This window comes from Mycolicibacterium elephantis DSM 44368 (assembly GCF_004014805.1).
In the GTDB taxonomy this organism is placed as follows: domain Bacteria; phylum Actinomycetota; class Actinomycetes; order Mycobacteriales; family Mycobacteriaceae; genus Mycobacterium; species Mycobacterium elephantis.
This window is the reverse complement of record NZ_ATDN01000034.1, coordinates 177985-193249: the sequence shown is the minus strand read 5'-3', so window position 1 is coordinate 193249 and position 15265 is coordinate 177985. Positions and strand designations below refer to the sequence as shown.

The window sequence follows — 15265 nt, the reverse complement described above, 5'->3', positions numbered from 1 at the left end:
TCCCCCGCGAGAAGACGTGAAATCCCCCCGAAACGCGGTGTTTTGGGGGTATTGGCGTCTGTTCGGCGTCATGAACCAAGGTCCCGGCGGGCGGCGATGCTCGACGACAGGCCGTGGATCTGCACGAAACCCCTGGCCGCCGACTGATCGAACGTGTCGCCCTCGTCATAGGTGGCCAGGTTGAAGTCGTACAGTGACTCGGGGCTGCGGCGGCCGTTGACCGCGATGTGCCCGCCGTGCAACACCATCCGGATCTCGCCGGTGACCCGCTGCTGGGTGTGGTCGACGAACGCCTCGAGCGCGGTCTTCAGCGGCGAGAACCACAGCCCGTCATACACCAACTCACCCCACTTACGGTCCGTGGAGCGCTTGAACCGGCCGAGTTCGCGTTCCAGCGTCACGTGCTCGAGCTCGGTGTGCGCGGTGATCAGCACCATCGCCCCTGGCGCCTCGTAGATTTCGCGGCTCTTGATGCCCACCAGCCGGTCCTCGACGACGTCGAGCCTGCCGACCCCCTGCTCGCCGGCGCGGCGGTTGAGCTCCTCGATGGCCTGCAGCACCGTCACCGGCCGGCCGTCGATCGACACCGGCACCCCGCGCTCGAACCCGACGATCACCTCGTCGGGGGTGCTCCAGTTGACGGTCGGGTCCTCGGTGTACTCGAAGACGTCCTTGGTCGGCGCATTCCACAGATGCTCGAGGAACCCGGTCTCCACGGCGCGCCCCCATACGTTCTGGTCGATGGAGAACGGCGACCGCTTGGTGACGTTGATCGGGATCGCGTTCTCCTCGGCGAACGCGATCGCCTTCTCCCGGGTCCACGCGTAGTCGCGGACGGGCGCCAGCACCTGCAGATCCGGTGCCAGCGAAGCGAACCCGGCCTCGAAGCGGACCTGGTCGTTGCCCTTTCCGGTACAGCCGTGGGCGACGATCCCGCCGCCGTGCTCACGCGCCGCGGCCACCAGATGCTTGACGATCAGCGGCCGGCTCAGCGCCGACACCAGCGGATAGCGATCCATGTAGAGCGCGTTCGACTGGATGGCGGGCAGGCAGTACTGCTCGGCGAATTCGTCTCTGGCGTCGACGACCACGGCCTCGACCGCACCGCAGTCGAGGGCCCGCTGCCGGACCACCTCCATGTCTTCGCCGCCCTGACCGAGGTCGATCGCGACGGCGACCACCTCGCGACCGGTCTCCTTGCCGATCCAGCTGATCGCCACCGAGGTGTCCAGACCGCCGGAATACGCCAGGATGACGCGCTCGGGCCCCGGTTGTGGCATACCTAATCTCCTCCTTGTTGAAAGCTTTCAAGCTTGGCCGCCAGCTGCGCCCCTGTCATGGGCTCGCGCGCCACCACCAGGATGGTGTCGTCACCGGCGACCGTACCGACCACGTAGGGCAGCGCCGCCCGGTCCATCGCGCTGGCGAGGTAGTGCGCCGCGCCGGGCGGGGTGCGCAGGACGGCGAGGTTACCGCTGGAGTCGGTGGACACCAGCAACTCGGGGAGCAGCCGCGCCATCCGGTCGGTGCCGCCGGAGACGCCCCGCACCGGGCTGCCGTCCTCGGGCACGACGTACACGCCGACGCCGCCGTTGGCGCCGCGCAACTTCACCGCGCCGAGTTCCTCGAGGTCGCGCGACAGCGTCGCCTGGGTCACCTCGATGCCCTCGGCGGCCAGCATCGCGGCGAGTTCGGTCTGGCTGTGCACCGATTGCGACGACAGGATCGCGATGATGCGGGCCTGCCTGCCGGCGCGGGTGGTCGCCGACGTCATTTCCGGCCCTTCTCCAGCAGCCACACCAGCAGCGCCTTCTGTGCGTGCAGCCGGTTCTCGGCCTCGTCCCACACCGCGCTCTGCGGCCCGTCGATCACCTCGTCGGTGATCTCATGGCCACGGTGCGCCGGAAGGCAGTGCAGCACAACAGCTTCGCGGTCAGCCAGCGCAAGCAGCTCGGTGTTGAGCTGGAACGGCTGAAACGGCCCGACGCGGTCCAGTCCGTCGTCCTCCTGCCCCATCGACGTCCAGGTGTCGGTGACCAGCACGTCGACGCCGTCGGCGGCGCGGCGCGCGTCGTCGGTCAGCGTCACCGTCGCACCCGTCTGCGCCGCGCGTTTCTCGGCGGCCGCGACGAACTCGGGGTGCGGCGCGAACCCGGGCGGCGCGGCGACCGTGACGTGCACACCGGCGGTCACCCCGCCCAGCATCAGCGAGTGGGCCATGTTGTTGGCGCCGTCGCCGAAGTAGGCCAGCCGCAGCCCGGCCAGCGCGCCCTTGCGCTCGGCCAGCGTCTGCAGGTCGGCGAGCACCTGGCAGGGGTGGAACTCGTCGGAGAGCGCGTTGACGACCGGGACGCTCGCACCCGAGGCCATCGCGGTCAGCCGCTCCTGCTCGAACGTGCGCCACACGATCGCGTCGACGTAGCGCGACAGCACCCGGCCGGTGTCCTGCAGCGTCTCGTCCCGGCCGAGCTGGGTGTTGCGGCCGTCGACGACCACGGCGTGGCCGCCGAGCTGGGCGATGCCCATCTCGAAGGAGAACCGGGTGCGGGTGGAGTTCTTGTCGAAGATGACCGCCACACCGCGGGGCCCCTCCAGCGGGCGGCGCTTCGTCGGCTCGCGTTTCAACTCGGCCGCCAGGGCGAGCACCTCGGCCTGCTCCTCGGGCGTGAGGTCGTCGTCGCGCAGGAAATGCCGCGTCATGAGGCCGCCTCCGCAGCGGTGTCGAGGACCGCGGGCAGGGCGCCGAGAAACGCGTCGACCTGTTCCTCGGTGATGACCAGCGGCGGGGCCAGCCGCACCACTTCGGGGGCGGCCGCGTTGACCAGGAACCCGGCGGCGCGGGCGGCCTCCTCGACGGGTTTGGCCGCCGGCGAGGTGAGCACGATGCCGCACAACAGGCCGCGGCCGCGCACACGGTCGACCAGCGGATGCTCGAGGTCCTCGATACCCGAGGCGATCGTCTTGCCGAGGACGTCGGCACGACCGGTCAGGTCGTCGTCGGCCAGCACCCGCAGCACGGCAAGCGCGGCCGCCGTGCACACCGGGTTGCCGCCGAATGTGCTGCCGTGCAGCCCGGGGGTCATCAGCTCGGCTGTGGCCCCGACGGCGATGCACGCACCGATCGGCAGCCCACCGCCGAGGCCCTTGGCCAGCGTGACCACGTCGGGCACGATGCCGTCGTGCTGGTGGGCGAAAAACGCTCCGGTGCGGCCCATTCCGGTCTGCACTTCGTCGAGCACCAGCAGCGCGCCGTGCTCCGCGGTGATCTCGCGGGCGGCCACCAGATAACCGGGCGGCGGCACGACCACGCCGCCCTCCCCCATGATCGGCTCGAGGAACACCGCGGCGGTGTCCGCTTCGACCGCTTGCGCGAGCGCGTCGACGTCGCCGTACGGCACGAAGGTGACGTCGCCCGGCAACGGCGCGAACGGGGCCTGCTTGGCCGGCTGACCGGTCAGTGCCAGCGAACCCATTGTGCGGCCGTGGAAAGCGCCTTGGGCGGCAACGAGTTTGGTGCGCCCGGTGAGCCGGGTGAGCTTGAACGCCACCTCGTTGGCTTCGGTGCCCGAGTTGCAGAAGAACACCTTCGCCGGACCGGCGCCCAACAGCGCCACCAGCGCCTCGGCCAGCGCGACACCGGGCTCGGTGACATACAGGTTCGACGTGTGCCCCAGCGTGTTGAGCTGGCGGGTGACCGCCTCGATCACCGCGGGATGGCGGTGGCCGAGGATGTTGACCGCGATGCCGCCGAGCAGATCCACATAGGTCTTGCCGTCGGCGTCGGTCACGACCGCGCCGTCACCGCTGACCAGCGCGAGCGGCGGAGTGCCGTAGTTGTTCATCATCACCGTCTGCCATCTGTCCAAAAGCGTCATGCTGGTATCACCTTGGTTCCGGTCCCCTCGTCGGTGAACAGTTCGACGAGCACGCAGTGTTCGACCCGGCCGTCGATGACGTGCGCACTGGGCACCCCGCCCGACACCGCCCGCATGCACGCTTCGATCTTCGGGACCATGCCCGACTGCAGCGTCGGCACCAGCTCGGCGAGCGCTGCCGTGTCGATCTGGCTGACCAGTGAGTCCCGGTCCGGCCAGCGGGTGTAGAGGCCCTCGACGTCGGTGAGCATCACCAGCTTCTCGGCGCCGAGCGCCTCGGCGAGCGCGGCGGCGGCGGTGTCGGCGTTGATGTTGTGCACCACCCCGTCGCTGTCCGGGGCGATCGTCGACACCACCGGAATCCGGCCGGCGGCGATGAGATCGCGCAACGCGTCGGCGTCGACGCTCTCCACGTCGCCGACCAGCCCGATGTCGGTGGCCACACCGTCGACGGTGACGTTGCGCCGCACCGCGGTGAACAGGTGCGCGTCCTCGCCGGTGATGCCGACCGCGTACGGGCCGTGGGCGTTGATGAGGTTGACCAGTTCGCGGCCGACCTGACCGAACAGCACCATCCGCACGACGTCGAGCACCTCGGGCGTCGTCACCCGGAAGCCGCCCTTGAAATCGCCCTCGATGCCCAGCCGGTTGAGCATGGCGCTGATCTGCGGCCCGCCGCCGTGGACGACGACGGGGTAGATACCGCAGTTGCGCAGAAACACCATGTCGGCGGCGAACGCGGCCTTCAGCACGTCATCGGTCATGGCGTTGCCGCCGTACTTGACCACCACGATCTTGCCGTGAATCTGTTTGAGCCACGGCAGCGCGGCGGCCAGAACCTTTGCCTTGAGGGGGGTTTCGATGCTCATGAGCTGTATGCCGAGTTCTCTTCGACGTAGGCGTGCGACAGGTCGGTGGTGCGGACGCTGGCCCGCGCCTCGCCGACGCCCAGGTCGACGGTGACGTCGATGTCGGCGCCGGACAGGTCGATCTCACGGGCGCCGGGCAGACCCGTGAGGTTCGCGCATACCGGGAAACCGTTGAACGCCACGGTGATCCGGTCGGTGTCGAGGGTGAACGGCGCCATGCCGACGGCGGCGAGCACCCGGCCCCAGTTCGGGTCGGAGCCGAACAGCGCGGTCTTCACCAGGCTGTCGCGGGCCACGATACGGGCGACGGTGAGCGCATCCGCTTCGGAGGCCGCACCCGCCACGGTGACGGTGATGCGCTTGGTAACCCCTTCGGCGTCGGCCTGCAGTTGGCGGCACAGGTCGTCGCACACGCGCAGCACCGCGTCGTCGAGATCGCTTTGGCTCGGCCTGATCTCGCTGGCGCCCGAGGCCAGCAGCAGCACGGTGTCGTTGGTCGAGCAGCTGCCGTCGATGTCGAGCCGTTCGAATGTCTGCGCGGCGGCCTTGCGCAGCGCCGCATCCAGCGCGGCGGCGTCCGCGACGGCGTCGGTGGTCAGCACGCACAGCATCGTCGCCAGCGAGGGCGCGATCATGCCGGCGCCCTTGGCCATCCCGCCGACCGTCCAGTTGCCCGGGTGGTGCAGCGCGACCTGCTTGGGCACGGTGTCGGTGGTCATGATGGCCCGCGCGGCTTCTTCCCCGCCGGTGAGCCCGCCCGCCAGCTCGTGCACGATCTCGGTGACTCCTGGCAGCACCTTGTCCATCGGCAGCCGGTCGCCGATCAGTCCGGTGGAGCAGACGGCGACCTCGATCGCGCCGGTCTCGGTGCCCCAGTCCGACAGCGCGGCGGCGACGGCTTCGGCGGTGGCGTGGGTGTCCTGGAAGCCCTGCGGTCCGGTGCAGGCGTTGGCGCCGCCGGAGTTGAGGATGACCGCCCGCAGCCGCCCGGTGGTGAGCACCTGCTGTGACCACAGCACCGGTGCGGCTTTCACCTGGTTTCGGGTGAACACCCCCGCGGCGGCGTAGTCGGGGCCCTCGTTGAACACCAGCGCCAGGTCAAGGGCGCCCGACGCCTTGATGCCGGCGGCGATCCCGGTCGCGCGGAAGCCGGCGGGAGCGGTGACGCCCTGGCTGCGAAGGAGCCGGCTCTGTGTCGAGGTCTCGGTCACGGCGCGATCCCCACGATCGACAGCCCCTCGGTCTCCGGCCAGCCCAACGCGAGGTTCATCGACTGCACCGCCGCGCCACCGGTGCCCTTGACGAGGTTGTCGATCGCCGCGATGGCGACGAACGTCTTCGCATCCTCGTCCAGGGCGACGGCCAGCTGCGCGGCGTTGCTGCCGAGCACCGAGCCGGTCTTGGGCAGTTGCCCCTCGGGCAGCAGGTACACGAAAGGTTCGGCGTCATAGGCCTTTTCGTAGGCCGCGCGGATCTGCGACAGCGTCGCGTCGGTGCGGGCCGTGCAGGTGGCCAGGATGCCGCGCGACGCCGGGATCAGCACCGGCGTGAACGACACGGTGACGTCCTTGTCGGTGAGGCTCCTGAGGCCCTGCGCGATCTCCGGGGTGTGGCGATGCTTGCCGCCGACGTTGTACGCCCGCGCCGAGCCGATCACCTCCGAGCCGAGCAGATCCGGTTTGGCCGCCTTGCCCGCTCCCGAGGTGCCGCTCACGGACACCACGGTGATCGCCGGGTCGATGAGGTCCTCGGCGACGGCCGGCCACAGCGCCAGCAGCGCGGCGGTCGGATAGCACCCGGGCACCGCGATGCGTTTGGCGCCACGCAGCCGGTCGCGCGCCCCGGGCATTTCGGGCAGCCCGTAGGGCCAGCTACCGGCATGGGGTGAGCCGTAGAACCGGTCCCAGGCTGCTGGGTCGCTCAGCCGGAAGTCGGCGCCGCAGTCCACGATCAGCACCTCGGGGCCGAGTTGTTCGGCCAGCGCGGCGGAGTGCCCGTGCGGCAGGGCCAGGAAGACCACGTCGTGGCCGCTCAGCGTGTCGGCGTCGGTGGCCTCCAGCACCCGGTTGGCCAGCGGCAACAGGTGCGGATGGTGCTCGGCCAGCGGCGTGCCCGCGCTCGCGGCGGCCGTCACCGCGCCGATGCGCAGTCGCCCGTCGGCGCAGGCGGGATGGCCCAATAGAAGGCGCAGAATCTCTCCGCCGGCGTATCCGCTGGCACCGGCCACAGCGACAGAAACCATGCGCGCAATTCTGCATGGTTATGCATACTGATGCAAATCCATTAACCGCGGAGGGGTTCAGCCCCTGAGCACGGCGCCGACGCGCTCGGCCGCCGCCTGCACCGCCGCCTCGCGCGCGGCGCTGGCCTCGTCCTCGGTCAGCGTACGGTCCGGGGCACGGAACCGGAGCGCCAGGGCGAGCGACTTGCGGCCCTCGCCGATCTGCGGCCCGGTGTAGACGTCGAACAGCCGCACGTCCTCGATCAGCGGCCCGGCGCCCGCGCGCACGGCCTCGATGACGCTCTGCGCCGTGACCTCGGCATCGACCACCAGGCTGATGTCCTGGAACACCGCGGGGAACGGCGACACCGACGGGGCGGGCCGGGTCTCGACGATCGGGATCGCGTCGAGGTCGAGTTCGACGGCACAGGTGCGCTTGGGCAGCCCCGAGCGTTCGACCACCGCGGGATGCAACTCGCCCGCATGGCCGACGACGGTGTCGCCGACGAGCACCTCCGCGCACCGGCCGGGGTGCCACGGCAGGTACTGCGCGGGCCGCAGGATGAAGTCGACGCCCGTGACGCGGCCGATGAGCCGCACCGCCTCGAACGCGTCGCCGGCTTCGGCGGGACGCCCCGGCCCCCACGGACCGTCCGGTTCGCGCTGCCCGGCCAACACCGCGGCGACATGTTGCGGCTGTCGCGGCAGCGACGCGTCCAGCGCCGCGATCTCCTCGTCGGTGGGCCGTCGATCGGTCGGAATCCGTTCGACCGGGCGGGTCTGATCCGTGGGGATGACCACCTGGGCGATCGCGAACAGGGACACGTCGGCGGCGCCGCGCGACACGTTGCGATGCAATGCCTCCAGCAGACCCGGCAGCAACGTGGTGGCCAGGTGTGGGCGGTCGGCTTCCAGCGGGTTGAGCACCTGAACCGTCGAGCGGCGCGCGTCCTCGGGCGGCAGGCCCCACTGGTCGAACACCGCGGCAGACAGGAACGGTGTCGGCAGGATCTCGACATAGCCGTTGAACGCCAACGCTTTTCCGACCGCACGCCGGCGTTTCTGCTCCGCGGTCAGCCCCCGTCCGGCCGGGGCCAGCGGCAGCACCGACGGGATCTGCTCCAAGCCCTCCAGCCGCAGCACCTCTTCGACCAGATCGGCCGGCTGACGCAGGTCGGGGCGCCAGCTGGGCGGAACGGCGGTCACCTGGCCGTCGGCGACGACGACGCCGGCGCCGATCTGGGTCAGCCGTTTCTCGGTGGTGCCGGGCGCGTACCGGATGCCCGCGGTGCGGTCGGGCAGGTCGACGGGCATGCGCACCGGGGGCTGCGACCAGTCGTCGCGGGGCGGATCCCCTCGCCAGTCGGTCAACGCGGGTTGGGCTGTGCCACCGGCGATGTCGGCCAACAGCGCGGCGCAGCGGTCCAGCGCGGCCACGGAGACCGCCGGGTCCACCCCGCGCTCGTAGCGGCGCCCCGCCTCGCTGTAGAGGTGCAGGCGCCGCTGCGTGCGCGACACCGCCGCCGGGTCCCAGACCGCGGCTTCCAGCAGCACGTCGGTGGTGCTGTCGCGGACCTCGGTGGTGCCGGCGCCCATCACCCCGCCGATGGCGGCGGTGGCGACTTCGTCGACGATCAGCACGTCACCGGGATCGAGCCGGCGTTCGACGTCGTCGAGCGTGACGACCGTCTCCCCCGGCTCGGCGAACCGCACCGCGAACCCGCCGGTGATCAGGTTGCGGTCGTGGGCGTGCATCGGATGGCCGAGTTCGAGCATCACGTAGTTGGTGACGTCGACGGCCGGCGAGATCGCGCGGATGCCCGACAGCAGCAGCCGGCGCTGCAACCACCACGGCGACACGGCGGCCGGGTCGATGCCGGTGACCGGGCGCAGGGCGAACCGCAGGACGCCGGTGCCGTCCTGCACGGTCACCGGCAGCGCCTCGTCGTCGGCGGGCAGTGCGGGCACGTCGGCGGGGTCGACGAAGTCCAGGTCGTAGGCGTTGGCGATCTCGCGGGCCATCCCGCGCACCGACAGGCAGTAGCCGCGGTCGGGGGTGATGGCCAGGTGGAAGACGACGTCGTCGAGGCCGAGCACGTCGGCGGCCGGGGCGCCCGGTTCGGCGGTGCCCGCGGGCAGCACGAGGATGCCGGAGTGGTCGACGCCGAGGTTCAGCTCGGCGGCCGAACAGATCATGCCGTCGCTGGTGCGTCCGTAGGTCTTGCGGCTGCTGATCGTGATACCGCCGGATGTCGCCGTACTTGGTAACACTGCGCCCGGCAGCGCCACCACGACCAGGTCGCCGACGACGAAATTGGTCGCACCGCACACGATATGGCGCGGATCGGGTTCGCCGACGTCGACCTTGACGGCGCGGATGGGCTTCTTGAACTCGGTGAGTTCCTCGATGTCGGCCACCCGTCCGACGGTCAGCGGCCCGCTGACCGGGCCGACCGGGATGACCTCTTCGATCTCGTGGCCGATGCGGATCAGCGTCTGTTCGAGTTCGGCGGGGCCGACCTCCCAGCCCGGCGCACCGGCCGACACCGCGTCGCGCAGCCAGCTGTACGGCAGCCGCATCAGGCCCCGACCCCGAACGGCAGCGAGAACCGGACGTCGCCTTCGACCATGTCGCGCATATCAGGAATTCCGTTGCGGAACTGCAAGGTTCGTTCCAATCCCATGCCGAAGGCGAATCCGGAGTAGATGTCGGGGTCGATGCCGCAGGCGCGCAACACGTTCGGGTTGACCATGCCGCAGCCACCCCACTCCACCCAGCCGGGACCGCCCTTTTTGTCCTCGAACCAGATGTCCACCTCGGCGGAGGGCTCGGTGAACGGGAAGAAGTGCGGACGGAACCTGGTGCGGCCCGCGGGCCCGAACTGCGAGCGGGCGAACGCGTCCAGCGTGCCGCGCAGGTGCGCCATCGTCAGGTTCTTGTCCACCGCGAGCCCCTCGACCTGGTGAAAGACCGGGGTGTGGGTGGCGTCGAGTTCGTCGGTGCGAAACGTGCGACCGATCGAGATGATGTAGACCGGCAGCTCACGCTGCAGCAGCGCCCGGATCTGCACGGGCGAGGTGTGGGTGCGCAGCACCTGCCGCGATCCTTCCGGCGCGATGTAGAAGGTGTCCTGTTCGCTGCGGGCCGGGTGGTCGAGCGGGAAGTTCAGCGCGTCGAAGTTGAACTGCTCGGATTCCACCTCGGGGCCCTCGGCCAGCTCCCAGCCCATCGCGACGAAGGCGTCGGCGACATGCTCGGCCAGGATCGTGATCGGGTGGCGGGCGCCGAGGAGCGTCCGCGTCGTCGGCAGCGTGACGTCGATGCGCTCGGCGACCAGCACGGCGGCGTCGCGTTCGGCGCGCAGCACGGCCAGGCGTTCGTCGTATGCCCGTTGCACTTCGCCGCGGGCCACGTTCACGCGCTTGCCCGCGTCGGCGCGATCGGCCTTGGGCAGCGTGCCGAGCGACTGACGGGCAAGCGCGATCGGTGAGCGGTCGCCGAGATGTTCGGTCTTGGCGTGCGCCAGCGCCTCGAGGTCGGCGGCCTGCTCGAAGGCGCGCAGGGCCCCGCCGACGACCTCGGTCAGCGCGTCTTCGGACAGGTCTATGGGCTGATCAGCCACCCGGCGATCATAGGCGACGCCGGAATCGTCAGATCCCCGGCGTCGAGCCGTCCGGGCTTCCGTCGACGGCGCGCCCGCGGCGTTTTCTCAGCCGGTACATGTCCAGGTCGGCCGGCACGCCGTCCTGCTTGGCCGTGAACACCGGCCTGCGAAGGCGTTTGGCCTCCACGCCGAGCGATTCGAGGTCCTCGGCGGAGATGCGCTCGAGGGTGGCCTGTGATGCCACCAGCTCCCCGCGGGTGGCGCGCTCTGTGACGCGGGCAGCGATGTTGACGTCGACGCCCAGCCAGTCCGATCCGATCCGCTGCGGACGTCCGGTGCGCACGCCGACCCGCATTCGCGGTGTATAGCCCTTCACCTCAACGGTTTTCACCGCCTCGCGGGCGGCGATCGCGGCGTGAAGCGCGGTGGTCGGGTCGGCGAACACCGCCATGATGCCGTCGCCCATGCGTTTGACGATGTGCCCGCCCGACGCCAGCAGCGGCGGCTCGACGACCTGTGACACCCGTCGCAGCAGGGCCAGCGTGGCGTCGTCGCCCGCGGTCAGGGACCAGGCCGAGAAGCCGACCAGGTCGGTGAAGACCAGCGTGGCCTCGCGGTTGGCGGGCTTACCGGAGACGCGCTCGGTCAGCGACTGCCAGACCTGCAGCGCCCCGAGGCTGACCTCGCGGGTGGCCGCGTCACGCTTCAGAAGCCGGTCGGCGGCGCGCGCGGCGGCGCGTGGTCCGCCGTCACCCGCCATCGACAGCGGATCGCCGAATTCGGGATCTCCCGGCAGGGCGCGGCGGGTACGCCGCAGAAAGGCGATGACGCCCGGATTGCGGTTGGTGGCCGTCAGCCAGCCCAACGGTCGGTTGGCGCGCGGCCCGGCGAGTTCGCGGGCGCCGTCGTCGAGCGGCTCGCCATCCACGTCGCCAGCCTAAGCACGGCTTCGGGAGTCGAGCAATCTCGGTCCAGCTGCGGGTTCGGCAACCGCGCTGATCACGCGGGTGTGGCGCATCAGTCGCCGGTGGATAACGCCTGGGCCGACGCGCCCGCAAATCGTAGACAACATCTGTTGTCAACATTATCGTGAGGGTGTAACCGTGGGTACTGGAGTCAGCGAGGACGTATGACCGAGACGACAACCACCACGAAGAGTGCGGAGGCGGCGGCCGACCCGCTCGGGCCCGATTCGCTGACGTGGAAGTACTTCGGTGACCTGCGCACCGGGATGCTCGGCGTGTGGATCGGTGCGATCCAGAACATGTATCCCGAACTCGGCGCCGGCGTCGAGGACCATTCCATCCTGCTGCGCGAGCCGCTTCAGCGGGTGGCACGCTCGGTGTACCCGATCATGGGCGTGGTCTACGACGGCGAGCGCGCCGCCCAGACCGGTGAGCAGATCAAGAGCTACCACCACTCGATCAAGGGCGTCGACGCCAAGGGCCGCCGCTACCACGCGCTGAACCCCGAGACGTTCTACTGGGCCCACGCGACGTTCTTCATGCTCATCATCAAGACCGCGGAGTACTTCTGCGGCGGGTTGACCGAGGCCGAGAAACGCCAGCTGTTCGACGAACACGTGCAGTGGTACCGGATGTACGGCATGAGCATGCGTCCGGTCCCCGAGACCTGGGAGGACTTCCAGGTGTACTGGGAGACCAAGTGCCGCGAAGAGCTCGAGATCAACCGCGCCACCATGGACATCTTCGAGATTCGCATCCCCAAGCCGTGGTTCGTCCTGATGCCGACGCCGCTGTGGGATCAGCTCTTCAAGCCGATGGTCGGCGCGCAGCGGTGGATCGCGGCCGGGTTGTTCGACGAGGCGCTGCGCGAGAAGGCCGGGATGCGGTGGACCCCCGGCGACGAGGTGCTGCTGCGACTGTTCGGCAAGTTCGTGGAGTTCGCGTTCCTGGCGGTGCCCGACGAGATCAGGCTTCACCCACGGGCGTTGGCCGCCTACCGCCGCGCCCAGGGCAAGCTGCCGCCCGACGCCCCGCTGGTCGAGGCGCCCGGGTTCATGGCACCGCCACGGGACCGCCGCGGTCTGCCGATGCATTACGTGCCGCAGAGCAAGTCGCTGCTCGACCGGGCCGGGTCGCTGGTGCACACCACGTTCTCGCTGACCGGGCTGCGTCGACCGGCCCGGGGTCGGGGCGAAAAGCCGGGTAAGGCAGCATGACTGCATGCTCGAATGGTCAGATGTCGACCTTGCCGTCCGTGATGCCGTCCGCGAGTTCGTAGACAAGGAGATTCGTCCGCACGTCGACGCGCTGGAAAGCGGCGAGATGGAGCCCTACCCCATCATCCGCAAGCTTTTCGCGACGTTCGGCATCGCCGACATGGCCCGGGACTCGCTCAACAAGCGGCTGGCCCGGCTGCGTGAAGGCGGCGAATCGTCCGGCGAGGCCGGGGGCAGCGCGCTCGGCGGCTCCGGCGGGATGGGCTACATCGTGGTCAGCGAGCTGTGCCGGGTGTGCATGGGCGTGGTCACCGGGATGGGGGTCAGCCTGGGCTTGACGGTGCCGACGATCATGAGCCGCGGCACCTTGGCCCAGCAGGAACGCTGGCTGCCCGAACTGGTCACCTACGAAAAGGTGGGCGCCTGGGCGATCACCGAACCCGACTCGGGTTCTGACGCGTTCGGCGGCATGAAGTCCTATGTCACCCGCGACGGCGACGACTACATCCTCAACGGGCAGAAGACGTTCATCACCAACGGACCCGACGCCGACGTGGTGGTGGTGTACGCCAAGCTGGACGAACCCGGTGTGGACAAACGCGACCGCAAGGTGCTCACGTTCGTCCTCGACCGCGGTATGGAAGGCTTTGTGCAGTCAAAGCCGTTCCGCAAGATGGGTATTCACTCGTCGCGCACCGGGGAGTTGTTCTTCAACAACGTCCGGCTCGGCCGCGACCGACTGCTCGGTGAGACCGAGGACACTTCGTCGGGCGACGGCCGGGCCAGCGCGCGGTCGAGCTTCTCCGCCGAGCGCATCGGCGTGGCCGCGATGGCGTTGGGTGTCATCGAGGAATGCCTGCGGCTGTGTGTCGACTACGCCAAGACCCGCAAGCTGTGGGGCCAGGAGATCGCGCAGTTCCAACTGATCCAGCTGAAGCTGGCCAACATGGAAGTCGCCCGGATGAACGTGCGCAACATGCTGTTCCGGGTCATCGAAGCGGCGGAGAGCGGCTACCAGATTTCGCTGTCGGAGGCCTCGGCGATCAAGTGGTACTGCTCGCAGGCGGCGACCGATGTCGCGATGGATGCCGTGCAGTTGTTCGGCGGCAACGGCTACATGACCGAGTACCGGGTCGAGCAGCTCGCCCGCGACGCCAAGTCCCTGATGATCTACGCGGGCAGCAACGAGGTGCAGATCACCCATGTGGCCAGGGGCCTGCTCAACGGCGACTGATTTCCCACCGCCGAGCAGGCATGAAAACCCCCAAAACCGTCTTGAAGTAGGGGTTTTCGCGTCTGCTCGCGCTAGAAGTGGTGGGCGCGGGCGCTCGCATACAGACAGATCGCCGCGGCCGAGGCGACGTTGAGACTCTCGGCGTCACCGGCCATCGGAATGTGCACCCGGTGCGCGGCGGCGGCGGTCAGCTCGGCGGGCAGGCCGTGCGCCTCGGGGCCGAACAGCCACGCCGTGGGCTGAGAGAGCCCGGCCTGCAGATCGGGGTCCTCGAGCGACACCTCGCCGTCGAGCGTCGTCGCCAGCACCTGCAACCCGGCCGCGCGCAACGCCTTGACCACCGCTTCGGCGTCGGCGTCGGAGATCACCGGAACCGAGAAGATGCTGCCCGCCGATGCCCGCAGGCACTTGCCGTTGTACGGGTCGACGCTGTTGCCGGTCAAAACGACCGCGTCGGCGCCCATCGCATGGGCCACCCGGATCAGCGTTCCCGCGTTGCCGGGTTCGGAGATCCCGACCGCGACCGCGACCAGCTTCGGCTCGACGAGCACCTCCTCGAGCGTGGTCTGCGGCATCGCGCACACCGCCACCAGGCCTACCGGGGTGACGGTGTCCGACAACGCTTTTGCGGCGCGCTCGGTCACCACGTGCACGGCTACGTCGGCCGGCTTACCGGCGAGCACAGCTTCGAACCGGTGCATCGCGGCCTCGGTGGCGAACACCTCCAACACGAGTCCGCGCCGCAACGCTGCCTCGACGAGGTTGGGTCCCTCAGCGAGATAACGCGCGGCGCGTCGTCGTGTGACCTGGCGGTGCAGCTTGACCGCCGCTGCCACCCGAGCGGAGCGCTCGGTGAGTGTCAGGCGGCCTCTCCGGAGGGCGCGTTGACGTCAGCGGGCAGCGCCCCCCTGGCGACCTCCACCAGCGCGGTGAAGGCGGCCGAGTCGCTGATGGCGATCTCGGCGAGGTTCTTGCGGTCCACCTCGACACCGGCGGCCTTGAGCCCCTGGATCAGCCGGTTGTAGGTGATGTCGTTGGCGCGCGCCGCGGCGTTGATCCGTGAGATCCACAGCTTGCGGAATTCGCCCTTGCGGGCACGCCGGTCACGGTAGGCGTAGTTCAATGAATGCAGCTGTTGCTCTTTGGCTTTGCGGTACAACCGCGAGCGCTGACCGCGGTAGCCCTTGGATGCCTTGAGGATGCTGCGCCGCTTCTTCTGAGCGTTGACTGCGCGCTTCACGCGTGCCATGAGAGTGTTCCTATTCGTTCAGGTCGTACG

14 protein-coding genes are annotated in these 15265 nt (G+C 69.6%); 2 read left to right on the top strand and 12 right to left on the bottom strand.

What is annotated here, in order from left to right; translation table 11 throughout:
* Positions 1 to 68 precede the first annotated feature (68 nt).
* From MELE44368_RS20560 to MELE44368_RS20515, 10 genes are read right to left on the bottom strand one after another with little or no spacing between them, the layout of a single operon-like run.
* A complete protein-coding gene (locus MELE44368_RS20560) occupies positions 69 to 1280 on the bottom strand; it encodes an argininosuccinate synthase (RefSeq protein WP_128110194.1) in 1212 nt (403 codons plus the stop codon).
* A 2-nt stretch (positions 1281 to 1282) separates the two neighbouring features.
* Positions 1283 to 1774, bottom strand: coding sequence for an arginine repressor (locus MELE44368_RS20555; RefSeq protein ID WP_128110193.1), 492 nt, complete (start codon positions 1772 to 1774; stop codon positions 1283 to 1285).
* Positions 1771 to 2700 (bottom strand): ornithine carbamoyltransferase, encoded by a 930-nt coding sequence (gene argF / locus MELE44368_RS20550; protein ID WP_128110192.1) that lies wholly within the window; start codon positions 2698 to 2700, stop codon positions 1771 to 1773. The genes MELE44368_RS20555 and argF overlap by 4 nt, the downstream gene beginning before the upstream one ends.
* Entirely contained in the window at positions 2697 to 3875 is a 1179-nt protein-coding gene (locus MELE44368_RS20545) for an acetylornithine transaminase (protein WP_128110191.1), read from the bottom strand. The genes argF and MELE44368_RS20545 overlap by 4 nt, the downstream gene beginning before the upstream one ends.
* Positions 3872 to 4744, bottom strand: coding sequence for an acetylglutamate kinase (argB, locus tag MELE44368_RS20540; protein WP_128110190.1), 873 nt, complete (start codon positions 4742 to 4744; stop codon positions 3872 to 3874). Before argB ends, MELE44368_RS20545 begins: the two co-directional genes overlap by 4 nt.
* On the bottom strand, positions 4741 to 5955 hold the full coding sequence (gene argJ, locus MELE44368_RS20535) for a bifunctional glutamate N-acetyltransferase/amino-acid acetyltransferase ArgJ (RefSeq protein WP_128110189.1): 1215 nt from the start codon (positions 5953 to 5955) through the stop codon (positions 4741 to 4743). Before argJ ends, argB begins: the two co-directional genes overlap by 4 nt.
* Positions 5952 to 6986: an N-acetyl-gamma-glutamyl-phosphate reductase gene (argC, locus tag MELE44368_RS20530; protein ID WP_128110188.1), complete on the bottom strand. Its 1035-nt coding sequence runs from the start codon at positions 6984 to 6986 to the stop codon at positions 5952 to 5954. Before argC ends, argJ begins: the two co-directional genes overlap by 4 nt.
* Positions 6987 to 7043: 57 nt before the next feature.
* Positions 7044 to 9545: a phenylalanine--tRNA ligase subunit beta gene (pheT, locus tag MELE44368_RS20525; protein WP_128110187.1), complete on the bottom strand. Its 2502-nt coding sequence runs from the start codon at positions 9543 to 9545 to the stop codon at positions 7044 to 7046.
* Complete coding sequence (pheS, locus tag MELE44368_RS20520; RefSeq protein WP_128110186.1) at positions 9545 to 10588, bottom strand: phenylalanine--tRNA ligase subunit alpha; 1044 nt, start codon at positions 10586 to 10588, stop codon at positions 9545 to 9547. Before pheS ends, pheT begins: the two co-directional genes overlap by 1 nt.
* 28 nt (positions 10589 to 10616) lie before the next feature.
* On the bottom strand, positions 10617 to 11498 hold the full coding sequence (locus MELE44368_RS20515; protein WP_206613817.1) for an adenylate/guanylate cyclase domain-containing protein: 882 nt from the start codon (positions 11496 to 11498) through the stop codon (positions 10617 to 10619).
* Positions 11499 to 11699: 201 nt separating this feature from the next.
* Between MELE44368_RS20515 and MELE44368_RS20510 the strand changes: the two genes are divergently transcribed.
* Positions 11700 to 12752 (top strand): oxygenase MpaB family protein, encoded by a 1053-nt coding sequence (locus MELE44368_RS20510; RefSeq protein WP_128110185.1) that lies wholly within the window; start codon positions 11700 to 11702, stop codon positions 12750 to 12752.
* Between the two features lie 4 nt (positions 12753 to 12756).
* Positions 12757 to 13986, top strand: a complete 1230-nt coding sequence (locus MELE44368_RS20505) for an acyl-CoA dehydrogenase family protein (protein WP_128110184.1) — start codon at positions 12757 to 12759, stop codon at positions 13984 to 13986.
* A 71-nt stretch (positions 13987 to 14057) separates the two neighbouring features.
* Here MELE44368_RS20505 and MELE44368_RS20500 read toward each other — a convergent pair whose 3' ends face one another.
* Both MELE44368_RS20500 and rplT read right to left on the bottom strand, forming a co-directional pair.
* Positions 14058 to 14822: a TrmH family RNA methyltransferase gene (locus MELE44368_RS20500; RefSeq protein ID WP_128110183.1), complete on the bottom strand. Its 765-nt coding sequence runs from the start codon at positions 14820 to 14822 to the stop codon at positions 14058 to 14060.
* Positions 14823 to 14845: 23 nt separating this feature from the next.
* Positions 14846 to 15235, bottom strand: a complete 390-nt coding sequence (gene rplT / locus MELE44368_RS20495) for a 50S ribosomal protein L20 (RefSeq protein ID WP_128110182.1) — start codon at positions 15233 to 15235, stop codon at positions 14846 to 14848.
* Positions 15236 to 15265 lie beyond the last annotated feature (30 nt).

Coding starts and splice junctions, on each gene's coding strand:
- argC (WP_128110188.1), bottom strand. CDS start 6,986: ATGGTTTCTGTCGCTGTGGCCGGTGCCAGCGGATACGCCGGCGGAGAG.
- MELE44368_RS20545 (WP_128110191.1), bottom strand. CDS start 3,875: ATGACGCTTTTGGACAGATGGCAGACGGTGATGATGAACAACTACGGC.
- pheT (WP_128110187.1), bottom strand. CDS start 9,545: ATGCGGCTGCCGTACAGCTGGCTGCGCGACGCGGTGTCGGCCGGTGCG.
- MELE44368_RS20555 (WP_128110193.1), bottom strand. CDS start 1,774: ATGACGTCGGCGACCACCCGCGCCGGCAGGCAGGCCCGCATCATCGCG.
- argF (WP_128110192.1), bottom strand. CDS start 2,700: ATGACGCGGCATTTCCTGCGCGACGACGACCTCACGCCCGAGGAGCAG.
- rplT (WP_128110182.1), bottom strand. CDS start 15,235: ATGGCACGCGTGAAGCGCGCAGTCAACGCTCAGAAGAAGCGGCGCAGC.
- MELE44368_RS20505 (WP_128110184.1), top strand. CDS start 12,757: ATGCTCGAATGGTCAGATGTCGACCTTGCCGTCCGTGATGCCGTCCGC.
- MELE44368_RS20560 (WP_128110194.1), bottom strand. CDS start 1,280: ATGCCACAACCGGGGCCCGAGCGCGTCATCCTGGCGTATTCCGGCGGT.
- argB (WP_128110190.1), bottom strand. CDS start 4,744: ATGAGCATCGAAACCCCCCTCAAGGCAAAGGTTCTGGCCGCCGCGCTG.
- MELE44368_RS20510 (WP_128110185.1), top strand. CDS start 11,700: ATGACCGAGACGACAACCACCACGAAGAGTGCGGAGGCGGCGGCCGAC.